The sequence below is a fragment of the Mesorhizobium erdmanii USDA 3471 genome (assembly GCF_000472705.1).
GTDB lineage: Bacteria > Pseudomonadota > Alphaproteobacteria > Rhizobiales > Rhizobiaceae > Mesorhizobium > Mesorhizobium erdmanii.
The window spans coordinates 1-19,950 of the sequence record NZ_AXAE01000040.1 but is presented as its reverse complement, the minus strand read 5'-3'; the positions used below and the strand labels follow the sequence as shown (position 1 = coordinate 19,950).

22 protein-coding genes are annotated in these 19,950 nt (G+C 63.3%); 15 read left to right on the top strand and 7 right to left on the bottom strand.

Going from position 1 to position 19,950, the window contains the following annotated elements; all coding sequences use genetic code 11:
* Positions 1-90 precede the first annotated feature (90 nt).
* Together rcdA and A3AU_RS0126320 are read right to left on the bottom strand one after the other, a co-directional pair.
* Complete coding sequence (gene rcdA, locus A3AU_RS0126325) at positions 91-624, bottom strand: protease adaptor protein RcdA (protein ID WP_027055543.1); 534 nt, start codon at positions 622-624, stop codon at positions 91-93.
* Positions 625-1,007: 383 nt separating this feature from the next.
* Positions 1,008-1,388 (bottom strand): hypothetical protein, encoded by a 381-nt coding sequence (locus A3AU_RS0126320; RefSeq protein ID WP_027055542.1) that lies wholly within the window; start codon positions 1,386-1,388, stop codon positions 1,008-1,010.
* Positions 1,389-1,723: 335 nt separating this feature from the next.
* Between A3AU_RS0126320 and A3AU_RS0126315 the strand changes: the two genes are divergently transcribed.
* Positions 1,724-2,275, top strand: a complete 552-nt coding sequence (locus tag A3AU_RS0126315; protein ID WP_027055541.1) for a DUF2269 family protein — start codon at positions 1,724-1,726, stop codon at positions 2,273-2,275.
* 32 nt (positions 2,276-2,307) lie between these two features.
* Here A3AU_RS0126315 and A3AU_RS0126310 read toward each other — a convergent pair whose 3' ends face one another.
* From A3AU_RS0126310 to A3AU_RS0126300, 3 genes are all read right to left on the bottom strand, one after another.
* Positions 2,308-3,078, bottom strand: a complete 771-nt coding sequence (locus A3AU_RS0126310) for a sulfite exporter TauE/SafE family protein (RefSeq protein ID WP_027055540.1) — start codon at positions 3,076-3,078, stop codon at positions 2,308-2,310.
* A 116-nt stretch (positions 3,079-3,194) separates the two neighbouring features.
* Positions 3,195-3,923 carry a class I SAM-dependent methyltransferase gene (locus A3AU_RS0126305; RefSeq protein WP_027055539.1) on the bottom strand — a complete coding sequence of 243 codons (729 nt, stop codon included), beginning with the start codon at positions 3,921-3,923 and terminating at the stop codon, positions 3,195-3,197.
* A gap of 81 nt (positions 3,924-4,004) precedes the next feature.
* A complete protein-coding gene (locus A3AU_RS0126300) occupies positions 4,005-4,463 on the bottom strand; it encodes an Lrp/AsnC family transcriptional regulator (protein ID WP_027055538.1) in 459 nt (152 codons plus the stop codon).
* A 133-nt stretch (positions 4,464-4,596) separates the two neighbouring features.
* On the opposite strand from A3AU_RS0126300, the gene A3AU_RS0126295 reads away from it, so the two are divergent.
* From A3AU_RS0126295 to A3AU_RS0126250, 10 genes are all read left to right on the top strand, one after another.
* Entirely contained in the window at positions 4,597-5,481 is an 885-nt protein-coding gene (locus A3AU_RS0126295; RefSeq protein WP_027055537.1) for a DMT family transporter, read from the top strand.
* A 158-nt stretch (positions 5,482-5,639) separates the two neighbouring features.
* Positions 5,640-6,287 carry a thiamine phosphate synthase gene (locus A3AU_RS0126290; RefSeq protein ID WP_027055536.1) on the top strand — a complete coding sequence of 216 codons (648 nt, stop codon included), beginning with the start codon at positions 5,640-5,642 and terminating at the stop codon, positions 6,285-6,287.
* Between the two features lie 46 nt (positions 6,288-6,333).
* Positions 6,334-7,329, top strand: a complete 996-nt coding sequence (locus tag A3AU_RS0126285) for a tetratricopeptide repeat protein (RefSeq protein ID WP_418001080.1) — start codon at positions 6,334-6,336, stop codon at positions 7,327-7,329.
* 84 nt (positions 7,330-7,413) lie between these two features.
* A complete protein-coding gene (locus A3AU_RS1000000139140) occupies positions 7,414-7,566 on the top strand; it encodes a hypothetical protein (RefSeq protein ID WP_154674665.1) in 153 nt (50 codons plus the stop codon).
* A 115-nt stretch (positions 7,567-7,681) separates the two neighbouring features.
* The gene (gene efp, locus A3AU_RS0126275; RefSeq protein WP_019861758.1) at positions 7,682-8,248 is read left to right on the top strand and encodes an elongation factor P; all 567 of its coding nucleotides are present in this window, start codon (positions 7,682-7,684) and stop codon (positions 8,246-8,248) included.
* A gap of 142 nt (positions 8,249-8,390) precedes the next feature.
* A complete protein-coding gene (locus A3AU_RS0126270; RefSeq protein WP_027055534.1) occupies positions 8,391-9,191 on the top strand; it encodes an inositol monophosphatase family protein in 801 nt (266 codons plus the stop codon).
* A gap of 151 nt (positions 9,192-9,342) precedes the next feature.
* Positions 9,343-10,029, top strand: a complete 687-nt coding sequence (trhA, locus tag A3AU_RS0126265) for a PAQR family membrane homeostasis protein TrhA (RefSeq protein WP_027055533.1) — start codon at positions 9,343-9,345, stop codon at positions 10,027-10,029.
* 200 nt (positions 10,030-10,229) lie between these two features.
* Positions 10,230-11,255 carry a MotA/TolQ/ExbB proton channel family protein gene (locus A3AU_RS0126260; RefSeq protein WP_027055532.1) on the top strand — a complete coding sequence of 342 codons (1,026 nt, stop codon included), beginning with the start codon at positions 10,230-10,232 and terminating at the stop codon, positions 11,253-11,255.
* 1 nt (position 11,256) lies between these two features.
* Positions 11,257-12,288 (top strand): peptidoglycan -binding protein, encoded by a 1,032-nt coding sequence (locus A3AU_RS0126255; protein WP_027055531.1) that lies wholly within the window; start codon positions 11,257-11,259, stop codon positions 12,286-12,288.
* Positions 12,289-12,537: 249 nt separating this feature from the next.
* Positions 12,538-12,963, top strand: coding sequence for a hypothetical protein (locus A3AU_RS0126250; protein WP_027055530.1), 426 nt, complete (start codon positions 12,538-12,540; stop codon positions 12,961-12,963).
* Positions 12,964-13,060: 97 nt separating this feature from the next.
* Here the strand turns inward: A3AU_RS0126250 and A3AU_RS0126245 are convergent, their stop codons facing one another.
* Positions 13,061-13,414 (bottom strand): DUF1304 domain-containing protein, encoded by a 354-nt coding sequence (locus tag A3AU_RS0126245; protein ID WP_027055529.1) that lies wholly within the window; start codon positions 13,412-13,414, stop codon positions 13,061-13,063.
* Positions 13,415-13,679: 265 nt separating this feature from the next.
* Here A3AU_RS0126245 and A3AU_RS0126240 point away from each other — a divergent pair, with 265 nt between their 5' ends.
* Together A3AU_RS0126240 and A3AU_RS01000000136150 are read left to right on the top strand one after the other, a co-directional pair.
* A complete protein-coding gene (locus tag A3AU_RS0126240; RefSeq protein ID WP_027055528.1) occupies positions 13,680-15,164 on the top strand; it encodes a carboxypeptidase M32 in 1,485 nt (494 codons plus the stop codon).
* Positions 15,165-15,345: 181 nt separating this feature from the next.
* Positions 15,346-17,316, top strand: coding sequence for a DUF3857 domain-containing protein (locus A3AU_RS01000000136150; RefSeq protein ID WP_161633537.1), 1,971 nt, complete (start codon positions 15,346-15,348; stop codon positions 17,314-17,316).
* A gap of 64 nt (positions 17,317-17,380) precedes the next feature.
* Here A3AU_RS01000000136150 and A3AU_RS0126230 read toward each other — a convergent pair whose 3' ends face one another.
* Positions 17,381-19,180, bottom strand: coding sequence for an ABC transporter transmembrane domain-containing protein (locus A3AU_RS0126230; RefSeq protein WP_027055527.1), 1,800 nt, complete (start codon positions 19,178-19,180; stop codon positions 17,381-17,383).
* Positions 19,181-19,384: 204 nt separating this feature from the next.
* Between A3AU_RS0126230 and rpmE the strand changes: the two genes are divergently transcribed.
* Entirely contained in the window at positions 19,385-19,606 is a 222-nt protein-coding gene (rpmE, locus tag A3AU_RS0126225) for a 50S ribosomal protein L31 (protein ID WP_010912060.1), read from the top strand.
* A gap of 180 nt (positions 19,607-19,786) precedes the next feature.
* On the top strand, positions 19,787-19,950 hold a 164-nt coding region (locus tag A3AU_RS1000000139135; RefSeq protein WP_154674664.1), incomplete at its 3' end, for a helix-turn-helix domain-containing protein.

The following is a 19,950-nucleotide window of genomic DNA, read 5'->3' as shown; positions in this document are numbered from 1 at the left end:
TCACCCTACCCCCTGGGCGGACAGCGATGCCAGCGAAATGTGAACAAACCGGAAACGGCAGCCTATCGGGACGGAATATTCCGAAGCTGCCTAATTGCGGGCGAACGCGGTATTCAGCAGGCTGATCTGGTCGGAGACCGGATTGAGCCGGCGGCTCACGGGCTGCATGTCGACCACGGCGCCGGCACCGTAGATCTCGTCGTCCATGCGACGCACCAGCGCCTGCAGGCGCAGCGAGCGGTTGACGAGGTCGAGGAAATCCTCGGGCAACTCGGCCCAGCCGGCGGCTTCGTCATGCGCGGACGCTGTGTCGAGGCGCACCTTGGACTTTTCCGACGCCACCTGGTCGCGGGTCATCTCGCCGGAATTGGCCGCGCGCTGCAAAAGCAGCCAGGAAGCAACCTGCATCAGCCTGGTCGTCAGCCGCATCGATTCGGCCGCGTAGAGCGTGGCTGCCAGCCGCGACAGTTTCTTGGCCTCGGCGCGACCCTTGCCGTCGAGATATTCAGCCGCCTGTTCGACCAGCCCCATACCCTCCTGGTAAAGCGGTTTGAAGGAGTGCGAAAAAACCCGACGCTCCGCCAGCTTGACGGTTTTCGCACTGCCCTTCGAAGGCTCGTTCATTGATACGCCCCTGCACTTGCAACCGGCCGATTCGGCTCACTGCCGATACACCCGGCACCCTATATGACTGAAGCTCGAAAATGCGCCTCGCCGGGGGTGAAGGCAAGCACATGTTTAACAGAAGGTTAACAGCGGACCGGCGCCCGGCTTGCCACCGGAATGCGGACAAAAAAAGAGCCGCGGATAAGGCGGCTCTCAGGAGTTTAACAGGGAGGCGTCAAACAAAGTGGCTCCAACCACTCGGTAAGAATCCAGATCACTGGATGCGCATAGTAAACACCTGTAAAGCTTAATGAACCTTTAACGGCACCGATGTTTTTTAGCCGAACGCCCGATTCCTGTGCCGTAACAGCACAGTCCCAGGAGCCCTCTCGGCACCCGGGTCAGGCCTTTTTCCAGACCACCGGCAGGGCGATGAAGGCAAACAGCAGCATGCCTGCATAGAAGCCGATCGAAGCAATTCCCAGCAGCGGCTCGATTGCCGGATGGCCGGCAAGCAGCACGTAGAGGCCGATCATAAGCCCGATCCCGCTGATCGCCGTCAGCCAGAAATGAACGACGGCGATCATCTTTTGCCCGACGGCCGGAAACAGATGATAGAAGAAGGCAAAGACCGCCGACATCAGCCAGCCGGCCACCATGGTGTGGGCGTGAGTCGGCATCTGGCCGTGGTCTTCGCTCATAGCCATGTGGATGCCGAGCGCCATGCCGCACAGCGCGTAGATGATGGCCAGTGTAAAGAAATTCCGTGCTACCCCTTGCATGCTTGTCCCCTCGAAATTGCCTTTTCCCGTTTTCGGGAATGGGTTGATCGTCAGGCGATTTCAGTCGCCACCGGGCTCCCGGCCTCGGCGCATCAGCATCGGCGGTGTTTCCGCACGATGTCACGCCGACCCTCCCGACACATTGTACATTAGCAGAGAACGAAGCTGGGCATCTGCGTTGGTTGCAGGTTTTGCACGGCAAAAAACCAGCCGAAACAGAGCCGTTTTTTCGCGACATCGTTCCGAAACACGCATCACGCTAAAGGCCCGCTCCTATCGCGGCTGGCGCAGGCCCGCTCCACCGCAAACCTACTCGAACACCTCGGGAGCAACCAATGGACTGGTACTCAATCGTCAAATTTCTCCACATCGTCTCGGCCACTTTGTGGGTCGGCGGCGGCTTCGTGCTGTTCCTGCTCGGCGTGCTTGCCGAACGCGCCGGCAATATCGAGGACAAGCTGCAGGCGATGCGTGCCAGCGGACAGCTGGGCGGGTATTTCTTCGCGCCGATGTCGATGCTCACCTTGCTCTTCGGCCTCATCATGTGCGGCTTCTGGGTCGGCTTCTCCGACCTGTGGATCATCATCGGCCTGGTCGGCTACGCCACGACATTCTCGATCGGCATGTTCATCTTCAAGCCGACTGGCGAGCGCATGGGCGCGATGATCGCCAAGGAGGGCGTGACACCTTCCGTGCTTGCCATTGGCCAGCGCATGATGAGCGCGGCGCGCTTCGACTATGCGGTGATGCTGGTAATCGTCGCCGACATGGTGCTCAAGCCGACCACGCATGATTTCGGCATCCTCGCCGGCATGTTGCTCGTCCTTGTGGTTGGCGCCACGCTGGCCTTCGGCGGCAGCCGCCGGCTGGTGGAAAGCGCCGCCTGACGCTTTGGCGGCAGAGCAAAGTTGCCGGCCTGTTATAGCAGGCCGGCAATACCATCCCACAAAAGCTTCAGCGCCACGACCGCCACGGTCGCGTAGGTGAAGGGATAGAAGATCTCAGGCCGCATGCGCCGCACCAGCCAGGCGCCGGCGATGGTCGACAGCGGCGCCAGCGGCATCAGCACGGCCGACGCCGTCAGATTGGCAGTGTCGAACTGGCCGAGCGCGAAATAGGGGATGAGCTTCAAGGCATTGGTCGCGGCGAAGAAGATCGCGGCCGTACCCGACAGCACCTTGGGGTCAAGGCGGATCGGCAAGGCATAGACCTGGAAGGGCGGGCCGCCGACATGCGCGACGAAGCTGGTGAACCCGGCGACCGTGCCCCATGTTGCGGCAGCCACCCGATTGGGTTCGGCGGCATGGTCGGAGCCGTGGCGGAACTGAAGATAGAGCCAGCGCAGCACGAAGATGATGGCGACGGCGCCGACGATCAGCCGCACCGCCTCCTCGGTGACCAGTGCCGCCGTCAGCCAGCCGAGGCCGATGCCGATGACCGCGCCCGGCATCATGTCGACCAGCATCTTGCGGTCATACACGCCCCACCACGTCCACACCGAGACGATGTCCATCAGGCACAGGATCGGCAGCAGGATGGCCGCCGCCTGCACCGGCGGCATGGTCAGGGCCATCAGCGGCACGCCGACGAAACCGACAGCGCCGCCAAACCCGCCCTTGGACAGGCCGACCAGAATGACCGCCGGAATGGCGGCCGCGTAGAACCACGGATCGAGAAGCGGGCCTGACATGGGGAGGGATTGGTCCGGAGGGAAAGCGCGTCAACGCCTGAATAGCCCAGAATTGCGCCTCGGGCGACTGAAAATCCGGACTGGTTGCCCACCCTCCGGCAATGTTCGGCCCGTTCCTATCGCCGGGCCGACACCAGCAGGAACATCGGCCGCTCGAGTTCTTCCGCCAGATCCGGTCGGGCCGCGATCTGGGCGTCCGTTGGACGGAATTCCTCGACATGTTCGATCGCGAAGCCGGATCGGATCAGTGTGTTGAGCGTGGTGCCGATGGTGCGGTGATATTTCACCACACCCTTGGCCAGCCAGTCGGTCTTGCGCGGGCCTTCCACCAGATAGCGGTCGACAGGCCATGTCCTGCGGCCTTCGGCATCGATCACCCAGCCGGGCCTGGTCGGCGCCATGTAGATCGGATGTTCGGTCGAGAAGACGAAATGCCCGCCGGGCGACAGCGCCTGATGCACCGTCCTGTACAGCCGCTCGACGTCCTCGACGTAATGCAGGGCAAGCGAGCTGTAGGCGAGGTCGAACCCGCCTTGCGGCAAGCTGAGCCGGTCGAGATCGGCCCGCTCATAGACGATGCCGGTGTCCTGGCCGGCGGCCTTCGCCCGGGCCAGCATCTTCTCCGACAGGTCCAGCCCGAGGACGTGCCTTGCCCCGTGTTCATGCGCCCAGCGGCAGAACCAGCCGAAGCCGCAGCCGAGATCGACGATGCGCGAACCGCCGACATCAGGCAGCATCGCGCGCAATGCCGGCCATTCGGCAGCGCCTTCCAGGCCTTCGACCGACCGGCCAAGCTGGCTGTAGCCCGCGAAGAATTCCGGCTGGTCGTAGATATTCTGTGCCATGTCTTCCTCGTCTCTCAGCCATCATCCGGCGGACTGACATTTGGTGGAACGGTCACGCATTTCCACCGCCGCCATGCGCAGTCAAGACGATGATGAAGATGGTGCCGCGAGCGGTGGCGGCCGCCGCCGGATCGGCTGCGCCTTGATGATGGCGGTGCTGGTCTCGGCCTTGTCGGCGATGCGGTCGAGAATGCCGTCGAGGTCGCCGATCGAGCGAACGAACAGGCGGGCGATGAAACAGTCGTCGCCCGTCACCTTGTCGCACTCGCCAAACTCGGCGATCTCCTCGATCAGCTTCTGCACGATGTGCAGCTTGCCCGGCAAGGGCTTGATGCGCACGATCGCCTGCAGCGTATAGCCGAGTGCCAGCGGATCGATCTCGACCGTGAACGATCGGATGACGCCACGCTCCTCGAGCCGCCGCAGCCGCTCCGAAACGCTTGGCGACGACAGTCCGACCTGGGCGGCCAGCTCCTTAAGCGAGGTCCGTGCATCCCTCACCAGGATTTCGAGGAGATTTCGGTCGAGGTCGTCAAGCATTTTCAGATTTCTCATAGATTCACGGAAGATGCCTAATATAATTAGGTAATACCTCTATATCGCCGTTCTCGCGAGATGGAAAGCGCCCATGTCGCATGAGACTATGCCGCCTCAACGGGTTGAGAGGTCTATCATGAGCGATACGGTACGCGGCACGGTCGAAATGTCGGCCGCAATGGCGATCCTGGGCACCATCGGATGGTTGGTCGTCATGTCCGGCCAGCCGATCATGGATGTGGTGTTCTGGCGCTGCGCGTTCGGCGCGGTCACGCTGCTCGTCATCTGCGCTTCGCTCGGCTTGCTGCGCGACACGCTGTCTTTGCGCGTCATCGGTCTCGCCGCGCTTGGCGGTGCCGCCATCGTCAGCAACTGGGTCCTGCTCTTCAGCGCCTTCTCGCGCGCATCGATCTCGATCGCCACCGCCGTCTACAACACGCAGCCGTTCATGCTGGTCGGCTTCGGCGCGGTCTTCTTCGCCGAGCGGCTGACCCTGACCAAGCTGACATGGCTGATGATAGCCTTCGCCGGCATGGTGCTGATCGTCGAGGCCGCCCCTGACGCCGGCAACGTCGGCACCAACTATTTTGCCGGTATCCTGATGGCGCTGGCCGCCGCCTTCTTCTGGGCCGTCGCGGCCCTCGTCACCAAGAAGCTCAAGGGCACGCCACCACATTTGATCGCGCTCATCCAGGTTTGCGTTGGCGTCGTCATGCTGGCGCCCTTCGCCAGTCTCTCGCATCTTCCGGCCGACACCTGGAGCTGGGCCATGCTGGCAACGCTCGGCATCGTCCACACCGGCCTGATGTACATATTGATGTACGGCGCCATCCAGAAGCTGCCGACGCATCTGCAGGGGTCGCTGTCCTTCATCTATCCGGTCGTTGCCATCCTGGTCGACGTCGTTGCCTTCGGCCATCGGCTCCATCTCAGCCAGGTCGTCGGCGCCGCACTGATCCTGACGGCGGCGGCCGGCATGAATCTCGGCTGGTCGCTGTGGAAGTCGGAAGTGCCGGCATAGCGCTCTCGAAAGCTCGACAGCGTCATGAAAGCCCGCAACGGCCTCCGTCCCACCTGATGGCGCCTGACAGCTGACGCCTGTTCAATCCCGGCAGTTTGTTCTATGCCGCAATCCAACCATCTTCGCCCGGCATAGGCGAAACCCGGGATCGAAGAGCCATGAACGACGCCACACCCCCAAATCGCTGCCGCATCGTGCTGATCGCGCCGTCCGGCGTGCCGGCCGCCCGCATCGCCACCGCATTCGACGGCGGCGACGTCGCCTCGCTGATCCTGCCCGAGAACGGCATGGACGAGGCCTCCTTCCAGGCGTTTGCCGAACAGATCGTGCCGGCGGCGCAGGCCGCGGGCGTCGCCGTGGTCATTGCCGGCGACACCCGCATCGCGGGCCGCGTCCAGGCCGATGGCATCCATGTCGAGGTCTCCAAGGCCGAACTCGCCGAGACGATCGAGCATTTCCAGGCGAAAATGATGGTCGGCGCCGGCGGCGCCAAGACACGTGACGATGCGCTCGAGCTTGGCGAGACGCGGCCCGACTACATCTTCTTCGGCCGCTTCGGCTACGACAACAAGCCGGAGCCGCACCCGCGCAACCTGTCGCTGGGGCGATGGTGGGCCGATATGATCCAGATCCCCTGCATCGTCATGGCCGGGTCCGATCTGGCTTCCATCGAGGACGTCGCCGCCACCGGCGCGGAGTTCGTCGCGCTGTCGAGCGCGGTCTTCGCCGATGGCGTCGATCCGCGGGCGGCGATTACCCAGGCCAACGCGCTGCTCGACGAGACCGCGCCGCGCTTCGAGGACTGATGTGGCTCCGGTGAGGCTTCCCCTCCAGGCCTTGCTTGCAGCGGCCATGATTCAGGCCGCCGCCGCCGAAACCATGCCCTTGCCACAGCCCAAACCTGAAACCGGCGTGCACACCGACAAGCCGATCGACAAGCAGCTGCCGCAGCCCGCCACCACGGCGGAACCCGCACCGCTGCCCTCGGCCGACAGCATCAATCCCGACCGCTTCGGCGCCAAGCCGGCGGACGCCGCCTATGGCGCCTTCCAGCGCGGTCTCTACAAGACGGCCTACAATCTGGCGCTGCCCCGCGCCCAGAATGGCGATTCGGCGGCGCAGACTTTGGTCGCCGAGATCCTGTCGCGCGGGCTGGGCGTGCCGTTGAACGCGGCTGAAGCGGCGAAATGGTATGCGCTTGCCGCCGAACAGGGCGTACCGGAGGCGCAGTTCCAGTACGCGCTGATGCTGCTCGATGGCCGTTACGTCAAGAAAGACACGAAAGAGGCCTATGCGCTGATGCAGGCCGCCGCCGAAGCAGGCAACCAGCTGGCGCAGTTCAATTTTGCGCAGATGCTGGTCCAGCAAGATCCCGGCGACACCGGTCTGACCAAGGCGGTCTCGTACTACGAGCGCGCCGCCGCGACCGGCCTTCCCGACGCCCAGTACGCCATGTCCCAGATCTACGCCAACGGCGTCGCCGGCAAGCCGCGCGACGATGCGCAGGCAAGGCGCTTTCTGGCGCAGGCCGCACGGCAGAACTACGACACCGCGCAGATCGATCTCGCCGCCTGGATGATCGAGGGCCGCGGCGGCGCCCGTGACCTAAAATCTGCGTTCGGTTGGACGAGGCAAGCAGCCGAAGGCGGCAACATCGCCGCCCAGAACCGCCTGGCAAAGCTCTATATGCAAGGCATCGGCACCGATCCGGACCTGGTGCTCGCCGGCGCCTGGTACATCGTTGCCCGCCGCGCCGGTCTCATCGACCCCGACATGGACGATTTCCTGCAAGGGCTGAGCGACGACCAGACCAAGCAGGCCCTGCAGAAGGCGAACCGCCTGCCCTGATGGCGATTGCTGGACTACCGCATGTAGTCAAGAACGACCTTGCCGAACGACGAGCCGTGCTCAAGATAATGACGCGACACCGCTTTGCTTCCTGATGGCATCGCTCTTGTCGATGCCGCGGATGTCGATCTCTCATTCCAGGTGGCGGCACTGCGCTCTCCGCACCTCAACCGGCTGGCAAAGGTCGCGGAGGCCATTGCAAAGGCCGTCGGCGAGGCCGTCAGGATCGAGGCCTGATGCCGGCTAGCCGGCTGAAGCCGATCCGGCGTCCCTTGCCTCTCCGGGCAATTTGTGGTCTTGGAGCCCCTAAATCGCTTGTCCAGGCGAAAATCTCATTCCGGATCCCATCATCATGGCCAAGATCAATGGCAACGAAATCCGTCCCGGCTATGTCATCGAGCACGATGGCGGCCTCTGGGTGGCGGTCAGGACCAACACCGTCAAGCCCGGCAAGGGCGGCGCCTACAATCAGGTCGAATTGAAGAACCTCATCAACGGCACCAAGCTCAACGAGCGCTTCCGCTCGGCCGAGACCGTCGAACAGATCCGCCTCGACCTGAAGGATTTTTCCTTCCTCTACGAGCAGGACGACGCGCTGGTGTTCATGGACACCCAAAGCTACGAGCAGCTCGAACTGAACAAGGATTTCGTCGGCGACCGCGCCGCCTTCCTGCAGGACGGCATGATGGTAACGGTCCAGCTCTATGAAGAGCGGCCGATCGGCATCTCGCTGCCCGACTACGTCACGCTGACCATCACCGAGGCCGACCCGGTGGTGAAGGGTCAGACGGCGGCATCCTCCTACAAGCCGGCGGTGCTTGAGAACGGCATCCGCGTCCTGGTTCCGCCCTTCATCGGCGCCGGCGAACGCATCATCGTCGACACCAACGAAATCACTTACGTACGCCGCGCCGACTAGAGCATGTTCCCGAACCGAAGGTCAGCGCAGCAAAAAGTTGCGGACTTTTCGGACAGGATCATGCGTGCAAAGACAAGCAGATGAGGCGGGGTCGCGATCCAATTTGAGTTGATCCGCCCCAGGCTTTTGGAGTTTCAACGATATGGCACGCTCAGCCCTTCTCAACGTCATGGTCCAGGCCGCTATGAAGGCCGGCCGCTCGCTGTCGCGCGACTTCGGCGAGGTCCAGAACCTGCAAGTCTCGATGAAGGGTCCGGGCGACTATGTCAGCCAGGCCGACCGCAAGGCCGAGGACATCGTCTTCGCCGAATTGTCGAAGGCGCGCCCTGGCTACGGCTTCCTGATGGAAGAGCGCGGCACGGTCGCCGGCGACGACAGCCAGCACCGCTGGATCGTCGACCCGCTCGACGGCACCACCAATTTCCTGCACGGAATTCCGCTTTTCGCCGTCTCGATCGCGCTGGAGCGCCAGGGCCAGATCGTTGCCGGCGTCATCTACAATCCGGCCATGGACGAACTCTACACCGTCGAACGCGGCGGCGGCGCCTTCATGAATGATCGCCGTCTGCGCGTCGCCGGCCGCACCAAGCTCGTCGACGCCGTCATCGGCTGCGGCGTACCGCATCTGGGACGTGGCCAGCACGGCAATTTCCTCATCGAGTTGCGCCATGTCATGGCCGAGGTGTCCGGCGTCAGGCGCCTTGGCTCGGCCTCGCTCGATCTCGCCTATGTCGCCGCCGGCCGCATGGACGGTTTTTGGGAAATCGGCCTCTCCGCCTGGGACATCGCCGCCGGCCTCCTGCTGATCCGCGAAGCCGGCGGCTTCGTCTCCGACATGGATGGCGGGCAGGACATGCTGGACAACGGCTCGGTCGTCGCCGGCAACGAAATCATCCAGCGCGCGCTGCTGAAGACGGTGAAGAAGCCGCTGGCGCCACGCTGAACCGATTCCAGGAAAGGCGCGAAGCGGTTTTCCTGGAATTCTGCAGAGACAGACGCCCCCCCGAGCTGAACGGCCGCAGTCGCAAAACCGCCACCTAAGCTTGAAATACTGTGCGGCGATTACCCAATTCAGGGGTGACGCAGGACTCCGGATGGCCAACACACCCCCGCAACTCGACATTCCGTTCACCGGGCGCTGGCACTACTCCCGCGCGGAGATGATCGCCGACGGCATCGTCCATGCTCTCGGCATCGTGCTGGCGATCGCGGCCGGTTCGGCGCTGCTGGCGCTCGCGGCGTTTCGTGTCGGTCCGGGCGAATACATCGCCGCCGCCTTCTACGTCGTTTCGCTGCTCACCGTGCTCTCGGTTTCGCTGACCTACAATCTGTGGCCCGTCTCCTCACCGGTGAAATGGGTGCTGCGGCGCTTCGATCACGCCGCGATCTATCTGCTGATCGCCGCCACCTACACGCCTTTTCTGGCCCAACTCGGCGCTTCGCCGCTGGCCCGCTGGATGATCGTGCTGGTCTGGATCGCGGCCGCGGCGGGCATCACCATCAAGGTGATTTTCCCCGGCCGCCTCGACCGGCTGGCGATCGTCTTCTATCTCGCCATCGGCTGGAGCGGCATCGTCCTGGTCAAGCCGCTCGTCGAGACCCTGCCGACGACATCGATCGTGCTCATTGTCGCCGGTGGCGTCGTCTATTCCTGTGGTGTCATTTTCTTCGCCTGGAAAGGACTGCGTTTCCATAACGCGCTGTGGCACGGCTTCGTCGTCACCGGCGCTGGCCTGCATCTGGCGGCCATGGTCGACTGTCTGGTCATTAACCGGCTCTGACTTCGGTTTCGATCGCCGAGCGGACGTGCGGCACACCGGCCCTGCGGCAATATTGCCAAGCGCCATTCAATTTGGTCACAATTCCGTTTAGAGTCGCGAACTACGTGATCGGCGGCGCTGGAGTAATTCCAGGGAAAGTGTGAGCGGTTTCCCGTTCGGAATTGCGTCAAGGCAGATAGAGCATCGGAAACGGGGCACGGATGGCTTTTCTCAGATCCTTCGGCATGGGCAGGCGCTCCGACGTCCTCATCTACGATCCGCACAAACTGTCGAGTCCGCAGGTCTTCCTGCTGACCATGGTCATCTTCCTGGCCATCGTCGCCTTCATAGCCGCCATCCTGACCCGCCAGATCTCGACGGCTTTCGTCACCAATCCCGGGCTCAACGGCCTGATCGTCGGCGTGCTCGCGGTCGGTATCCTGCTCGCCTTCGCTCAGGTCGGGCGGCTGTTCCGCGAGGTGCGCTGGGTCAACTCCTTCCGTGCCGGCTCGGAGACGACAGAACCGGTGCTGCTGGCGCCGATGAAGGCGATGATCGGCCGCTCCTCGGCGACGGCCTTTTCGACCAGTTCGATGCGCACCATGCTCGATTCCATCGCCACGCGCCTCGACGAAAGCCGCGACACCTCGCGCTATCTGGTCGGCCTCTTGGTGTTCCTCGGCCTGCTCGGCACCTTCTGGGGCCTGCTGAACACGATCGGCTCGATCCGCGAGACCATCGAATCGCTCGACCCCGGCACGGGTGACGCCGCGGCGGTGCTCGATTCGCTGAAGCAGGGCCTGTCGGCACCGCTGGCCGGCATGGGCACGGCCTTCTCGTCCTCGCTGTTCGGCCTCTCGGGCTCGCTTGTGCTCGGCTTCCTCGACCTGCAGGCGGGACGCGCCCAGACGCGGTTCTACACCGAGCTCGAAAACTGGCTCTCATCGGTGACCGATCTCTCCTCCGACATCGTCGTCTCAGATCCGGCCAAGACCGAACCATCCGACGAAATCCGTCTGTTGTCGGAGCGGCTGCGCAGCATGCAGGAGAATGGCGGCGGCTCCAATCCGCGCGTCGCCACCGCCATGGCCAATCTCGCCGACGGCATTTCCGGCCTGGTCAAGAACATGCGCTCAGAACAGCAGATCATGCGCGATTGGGTCGAGGCCCAGTCCGACGAGCAGAAGGCGATGCGCAATACGCTGGAAAAGATCGCCGAAGCCCTGAAGAAGCCTGGGGTGCACTGACATGGCGCTTGCCAGGGGCCGGCGTACGGATCGCCGCATCGACTACTGGCCGGGCTTTGTCGACGCTTTGTCGACGCTGCTGCTCGCCATCATGTTCCTGCTCACCGTCTTCGTGCTGGCGCAGTTCCTGCTCGGCCGCGAAATCTCGGGCAAGGATACGGCGCTGTCGCGCCTCAACTCGCAGATCAATGAACTGACCCAGTTGCTGGCGCTGGAGCGCTCGACGGCGCAGGACAAGGATGATTCGCTTGCCAACCTGCAGGCGTCGCTGTCGGCGGCCGAGGCGGAGAAGAGCAGGCTCGAACAATTGCTGGCGCAAGGCGCCGGCGCCGGCGCCGCCGCCAACCAGCGCGCCGCTGAACTGGGCGGCGAACTCGACAGCCAGCGCCAGATCAGCCAGCAGGCGCTGAGCCAGGTCGAGATCCTCAACCAGCAGATCGCCGCGCTCCGCAAGCAGATCGGCGCGCTCGAGGATGCGCTCAACGTCTCCGAGACCCGCGACCGCGATTCCAACACCAAGATCGCCGATCTCGGCCGCCGCCTGAACGTCGCCCTGGCGCAGCGCGTACAGGAATTGAACCGCTACCGCTCCGACTTCTTCGGACGTCTGCGTGAGATCCTCGCCGACCGCGAGAACATCCGCATCGTCGGCGACCGCTTCGTCTTCCAGTCGGAAGTGCTGTTCCCGACCGGTTCGGAGGTGATCAACGACGCCGGCAAGGTGGAGATGAAGAAGCTGGCCGATGCCATTATCGAGTTGCAGAAGGAAATACCTCCCGAGATCAACTGGGTACTGCGCGTCGACGGCCATACCGACAACAAGCCGCTCTCCGGCACCGGCCGCTACCGCGACAATTGGGAACTGTCGACGGCGCGTTCGACGTCGGTGGTCAAGTTCCTGATCGAGAACGGCGTGCCTGCCAACCGGCTGGTGGCTGCCGGCTTCGGCGAGTTCCAGCCGCTCGACCCCGCCGATACCGACGAGGCGCGCAACAAGAACCGGCGTATTGAACTGAAGCTCACCGAACGTTGATCCATCATCACGTCATTTCACGCGAAGTTGTTTGTCGGCTCAACTCTAGGGCGCAGGCCGGGGTCGGCAAGGCCTGAAAAGATTATCTTTTTTTAATTACACTTCACGCCGAACCGCTCCTAGCTTGCCGCGCAGGGCCGAGAACCGCCGGCGATGCCTCCCATCGCGACGCGACGGAACTGGACGACCCAACACGGTAGGAAGGCGAGGCGGCGTGGCCGCTCCCTTCCTAGCACGAGGAAGCGCCCCATGCGCACATCAGCATCTCTCAAGACTGCAACGCTTGCCGCAATTGTCATTGTCGCCCCGCTTGCCGGCGCCTATGCCGCGGGCCATCACAAGGGCGCTCTCGACGCCACCGATCCGACCGACCTGACGGGCCCGCGTGTCGAGGCCCTCATCGAACAGGCTCAAGGCGTCCGCCAGGGCATCGTCGACGCACGACAGGCCAACAACATCACCCCGGCCGTGGCGCAACGTCTGGAAATGCGCACCAACCAGATCAGCCAGGCCGCCGAGAAGATTGCCGCGTCGGACCACGGCAGGATACCGGCCGCGCAGTATCATGACCTGATGCGTCACCTCGACCGCGTGGACCAGCGGCTGAGGATCGATACCGGCAGCAGTTTCATGATGGGTGACGGGTCCGACGGCGGAAACTATCCGAACGGCTGAGGCCATCCCCTCTGGCAAGCTCAAGGAGGAGGAAGGGAACACCTGGCGCCTTCGGGACCCCAATCCCGCGGGCGTCCTTTTTCCTCACCAGCACGGCCTACCAGCCGAGCCAGACCGCGATCAGGGCGACCGCCGCCGGCACGGTCTGGATGAACAGGATTTTGCGGCCGACCGTCGCCGCGCCGTAGAGGCCGGCCACCGCCACGCACAACAGGAAGAAGACCTTGACCTGAAAACCGGCGCCGCCAAGGTAAAGTCCCCAGATCAGGCCGGCGGCGAGGAATCCGTTGTAGAGGCCCTGATTGGCGGCGAGCACCTTCGACGCCCTGGCGAATTCAGGCGTCAAGCGGAATGCCTTGTGCCCACGCGGCGTGTCCCAAAGCACCATCTCGAGATAGACGATGTAGACATGGATCAAGGCCACCAGCCCGACCAGGATGTTGCCGATCATTTTGCTCTCCCCGTTGAGTCGCCGGCAGCATTTCATGCGCTGCATTGCCTGCGCAAGGCGCATCTGCCGGACGGCATCCAGCGCAATTCCAGGCAAAGTGTGAAGCGGCTTTCCCGGGAAAAGCGCGTAGTGCTTTCCTGGAGAGTTGCGTCAAAAGAAGAGTTGGAGCAGTCCGCCGTTTCCGTGAAACGGCGAACCGCACTGAGGGTTGCCAACGCTTTTGCGTTGGTGTCTTTTCGCGCCGTCCTCAATCACGGAAGCCGCCATGTCCTTTCAGAAACTCGACGATCTCGGCCACAAGCTCGAAGCGCTTGAGCATGCGCTGGCCATTCTCGGTGCCGATGAAGCGACGCATATGGCCGTCGGCGGTGGCGCAAAGCGTGCCGAGGCGATGGCGGCACTGGCCGGCATGTACCACGCCAGGGCGACCGCGCCGGAAATCGCCGACTGGATCGCCGCCGCCGAAGGCGAGGCACTCGACGACGAGCAACGAGCGGCTCTGGCCGAACTGCGCCGGCAGTACACCAACCTGACCTGCCTGCCGGTCGAATTCGTCGAACGCCAGACGACGGCGCGCATGCGTTGCGAACAACTATGGCGCGATCTGCGCGCCAAGAACGATTGGGCGGGTTTCCAGCCGGCGCTCGAAGGCGTGGTGGCGCTGGTGCGCGAGGAGGCGGCTCTGCGCTCCGCCGTGCTGGGCCTCGCGCCCTATGACGCGCTGATGGAGCAATTCGACCCCGGCAACCGTACCGCGGACATCACCCGCGTCTTCGCCGACCTGAAGGCCTTCCTCAAAGGATTCGTGCCGGAGGCGCTGGCGATCCAGGAAGCGCGGCTGCGCAAGCATCCGCTGAAGCCGCTTTCGGGCACCTATGCGATCGACAAGCAGCGCGAACTCGGCCTGGCCATGATGGCGTCGGTCGGTTTCGACCTGACCCACGGCTCGCTGTCGGTGTCGCATCATCCCTTCTGCGGCGGCGTGCCCAGCGACGTGCGCATCACCACCCGCTACAAGACATCGGATTTCCTGTCGGCGCTGATGGGCGTGCTGCACGAGACCGGCCATGCGCTGTATGAACAGAACCTGCCGAAGGCATGGTCGCACTGGCCGCTTGGCAAGGCGCGCGGCATGGCCGTGCATGAAAGCCAGAGCCTGTTCGTCGAAAAGCAGGTCGGCCGCAACCCCGCCTTCTGGCGCTGGGCGCTGCCGGTGGTGGAAAAGCATCTCGGCGAGGCCTGGTCGCTCGACGATCTCCTGCCGCATGTGCATCGCGTCGAGCGCGGCCTGATCCGCGTCGACGCCGACGAGGTGACCTATCCGCTGCATGTCATCCTGCGCTACGAGCTGGAGCAGGAACTGGTCTCGGGCAGGCTGGAGGTCGCCGAGTTGCCCGAGGCCTGGGATGCCAAGATGCGCGACTATCTCGGCCTTTCCACCATCGACAACCCGGCCGACGGACCAATGCAGGACGTGCACTGGCCGGGCGCAGCCTTCGGCTACTTCCCCTCCTACACGCTGGGCGCGATGATGGCGGCGCAACAATGGGCCGCGCTGACGCGGGAGCATCCGTCGGCCGACGACGATCTGGCAAAAGGGAATTTCGCTGCCATCAACGACTGGCGCCGCAGAAAGATATGGTCGCAGGGGTCGCGCTGGTCGACGCCGGACCTGCTCGAACGCGCCACCGGCGAAAAGCTCAACGCCGTGCATTTCGTCAATCACCTGAAGCAGCGCTACGGCGGATGAGATCGGCCATCGTGCCAACCCGATTTCGGTAAGCGACAGCCACGACAAGAAGGCTATACGACGTCATCGCCTGGCGACGACCGAGTTCCCGCATATTGCAGGATCGCCTTTACTTTTCTATCACTGGTAGCATCCGACGGTATGTTGAAAGACGTGCGGATCACAAGGGCGGGTGCTTCCGGTGACATCTTCTGCGATCTCACGGCTTTTCGTCTTGATTGCCTTTACGGTTTTCTGCACCCCGGCCTTGGCCGACGCCGAAATCCACAAGGGCAGCCCAGGGGCCTGGATCGACCGAATCGAGCTTCCGAAGGCGGACCCGCGTTTCGACAGCCGGATCAAGAGCGGCATCTCCAACCTTGTCTCGGAATATCAGATCCGGCAGCGGCCCGGCGGCATCGAAGCCTTCGACCGTTATGCCTACAGAATAGTCGACCGCACCGGGCTGGAGCGTGGCGCCGCCATCAATTTCGAATTCGACCCGGCGACGTCGCAAATCACGATGAACTGGCTGAATATCATCCGCGACGGCGTGGTCATCGACCGGCTGGCCGGAGCGACTTTCGATGTGTTCCGGCGCGAGAAGGATGCCGAGAAAGGCCTATTCGACGGCTGGCTCACGGCCTATGTGAATGTCGACGATGTCCGTGTCGGCGACATCATCGACTATGGCCGGACCACCGTCAGGACACCGATCGTCGGCGCCGATCTGTTCTTCCACTCGGTCGCCATGGCATGGGGCGAACCCGTCGCGCTGATCCGCGAGAAGGTGATCTGGCCGGCAAATCAGCCCTTGAACATCCACCAGGTCCGCACCGACATCCAGCCGGATATCAAAACCGACGGCGCGTCGAAGACTTATACTTGGCAAAGCATCAACCCTGCCCCGGTCAAGCCCGAGGAGAACCTGCCGGCGGATTTCCTGACCTATCCGACGATCCAGATTTCCTCGACAGCCAAATGGCAGGACGTCGTCGACGCGATGTTGCCTTACTATCGGCTCGACCAGGAATTGCCGGCCGCGTTCCAGTCGAAGCTCGATGACATCGCCGCCAGATATGCCAGCCCTGAGGACCGGATGATCGAGGCAATGCGGCTGGTCCAGGACACCATCCGCTATGTCAGCCTGTCGATGGGCCGCGGCTCCTATATTCCGCGCAGCCCAGGCACGGTGATCGCCTCCGGCTTCGGCGACTGCAAGGACAAGGCCCTGCTTCTTGCCTCCAGCTTGCGCCGGCTCGGCGTCGAGGCCGATCCGGCTCTGACGGATCTTGATGACGGACTGGCGCTTGGCGACATGCTGCCGACGATCCGCGCCTTCGACCACGTCATCGTCAAGGCAACCATCAAAAGCCAGATCTACTGGATCGACGCGACCAACTATCTGCAAGGCGGCAGAGCCGAAAACCTTGTTCCGCCCGACTATGGCTTTGCCTTGCCGATTGTCGCAGGCAAAGCGCGGATGGAGAAGATTGAGCGCAAGGAGCTTTTTCAGCCGACCACCTTCGTCAGCGAGGCGTTCGACTTTCCGAAGCTCAAGGGTGAGGCGCTCAAGCTGACGGTCAGCACGACCTATCGGGACGCCGATGCCGACTCGATGCGCTACAGGCTGGTTTCGCAATCGGCCACCAAGCTCGCCGACGACTATCTGCAATATTACAACCGGCAGTATCCGGGGATGACAAGCCTGGAGCCGTTGTCGACGCATGACGATCGCGACGGCAACGTCGTCAGCACGGTCGAATCCTACGAGCTGCCGGCCGATGATCTCGACGCGGATGATCTCATCAAGAACTTTCCGCTGAAGGCGGATGTCGGCATCAGCAATTTGCCGGAGCCGGACATGGTCGGCAGGGCTGGGCCGGTCTGGCTCGGCAGCCCGATGTTCAAGCGCCATCAGTGCATCGTCCGCAACCTGAAGGCGGAATTTGTCGGTCCGGAGAAATCCGACGATGTCATCACGCCCTATGTCGCCTTCAAGGCGCGCTGGTCGAGCACGCCGACCGAGTTCCAGGTCGACTGGTTTCTCAAGACGATCAACGAGCGCGTTCCCGCCAAGGATATCGGTTCGTATCTGAGGTCGCGCAGGAAGATGGGCGACAACGCCTCCTGGAGCTACAATTTCGGCTATTCAGAGCCGGAGGCGAACTAAGTTGCCAGCACGAAGCCGTATTGCGAACCAGACGGCTATCTGCGCCGACGAGAAGCCCTTTGTCCTATTCCGCCGCGCCCCTGAAGGCGCTGGCGCCGGTCTCGAACTGCAGCTTGGCCAGCCTGGCATAAATGCCGCCCTTGGCGACCAGGCTCTGATGCGTGCCTTCCTCGACGATGCGGCCGCCATCCATGACCAAGATCCTGTCGGCCTTCAGCACCGTTGCCAGCCGGTGGGCGATGACGATGGTGGTACGGCCCTGCATCAGCCGTTCCAGCGCCGTCTGCACCAGCGTCTCGCTTTCGGCGTCGAGCGCCGAGGTCGCTTCGTCGAGCAGCAGGATCGGCGCGTCGCGCAGGATGGCGCGGGCGATCGCCACGCGCTGGCGCTGGCCGCCGGACAGCGTCACGCCACGTTCGCCGACCTGGCTGTCATAGCCATTCGCGAGCTTGAGGATGAATTCGTCCGCTAAGGCATCCTTCGCCGCCGCCTCGATCTCGGCATTGCCGGCGCCCGGCCGGCCGAAGCCGATATTGTCGCGCGCGCTTGCCGCGAAGATGGTGACGTCCTGCGGCACGATGGCGATGCGCCCGCGCACCGAAACCGGATCGGCCTGGCGCACATCGACGCCATCGATCAGGATCTTGCCGGTCTCGGGATCGTAGAAGCGCAGGATCAGCGAAAAGACCGTACTCTTGCCCGCGCCGGAGGGACCGACAATGGCCACCGTCTCGCCGGGCATGACCTGAAAACTCAGGCCGTGGACGGCGGCACGGTCGGGCCGCGCTGGATAGGAGAAGGAGACGTCGTCGAAGACGATGGCGCCCTTGGCGACCGCCGGTAGCGGCTTTGGATCGGCCGGAGCCTGGATCGCCGGTTTCTCCGCCAGGATCTCTGTCAGCCGTTCGGCCGCCCCCGCTGCCTGGGCAAGTTCGCCCCAGACTTCCGACAATGCGCCGAGCGCGCCGGCGGCGAACACCGAATAGAGCAGGAACTGGCCGAGCGTGCCTGGCGATATCGCGCCGTCGAGGACGTCGCGCGAGCCAAACCACAGCACCGCCACGACGGACGAGAAGATGGTGAAGATGGCAAAGAAGGTAAGGAAGGAGCGGGCGAAGATCGAGGCACGTGCCGCTTCGAAAGCAGCCTCCACCGCGCCCGAAAACCGTCCGGTGACCAGTTTTTCGTTGGTGAAGGCCTGCAGCGTGCGCACCGCGCCGATCTGTTCGCTGGCATAGGCCGTGGCATCGGCCAGCATATCCTGCGCTTGCCTCGACTTGCGCCGCACCGAGCGGCCGAAGGCGACCAGCGGCAGCACTATGACGGGAATGGCTGCAATGACCAGGCCGGACAGTTTCGGACTGGTGACGACCATCATTCCCAAAGCGCCGAGGCCGAGGATGACGTTGCGCAGCGCGACCGAGGCGGTGGCGCCGACCGCCGACTTGACCTGCGTGGTATCGGCGGCGAGCCGCGACACGATCTCACCCGACTGCGCGGTGTCGAAAAAGGCAGGCGACAGCGTCGTCACATGGGCAAAGACATCGCGTCTGATATCGGCGACGACGCGCTCGCCCAGCGTAATGACGAAATAGTAGCGGCCGGCCGATGCCGCCGCCAGCACGGCGGCCATTGCCACAAGTGCCGCGAAATATTCGGCGATGAAGGTTGTGCTGGACGACGAAAAACCATGGTCGATCATGCGCCGTACGGCCAGCGGCAGCGCCAATGTCGTTGCCGCCGCGATGGCCAGCGAGATGAGCGCGCCGACGACCAGCGAGCGATATCTGGTGATATAGGGAAACAGGCGCCTGAGCGGCTTGAGCGAGCGTCGGCGCTCGTCTGCGCTGCTTGATTGCGCCATCTCGGTGTTCCTCTAGCCGCTTCAGCCCATGCGCCGCAATATGAGCTTGCCGCGGCCTTGTGATTCAATTCCGCCTGATGTATAGGCTCGCCGACCGTTTTAGAAGCCGTGGCTCCTCAATAGCTGCGGCTTCGAGTTTTAAAAAGAGGCGCATCGACGCAGGCTTATGCCCGTCAGCCGCGCCGGCAAGCCAGGAACCGAGCCATGAAGAGCGCCATTCACCCCGACTACCACACCATCAAGGTCGTCATGACCGACGGCACCGAATACACGACCCGTTCGACCTGGGGCAAGGAAGGCGATACGATGAACCTCGATATCGACCCGACCACCCACCCGGCCTGGACCGGCGGCCAGCAGACCCTGCTCGACCGCGGTGGTCGCCTGTCGAAGTTCAAGAAGCGCTTTGAGGGGTTCGGCCTCTAAGCCAAACAACAATCTGCAGATCGGAAACCCGCCCTTGTGGCGGGTTTTTTGTTGCTGCCGACGTAGATCACCTCGGGCTAGCGCTCACTCCTCCTGCACCCTGTTTGGACCGGAGACATCGCGAACAGGTGTTCGGAGACATCGCGAACAGTTTCTTGCGTTTGGCGCAGGAGATTCGGGATGCCGTTCGGGGACAGAAGCGTGGTGAGCCAGAGACTGGAATTTGTCCGATTGGCGTCGATGGAGGGCGCGAATGTAAGCGCGCTTTGCCGACAGTTCGGGATCGGGCGGACGTGCGGCCATAAGCTGATCGCCCGCTATCTTTCGGAAGGCGAAGCCGGGCT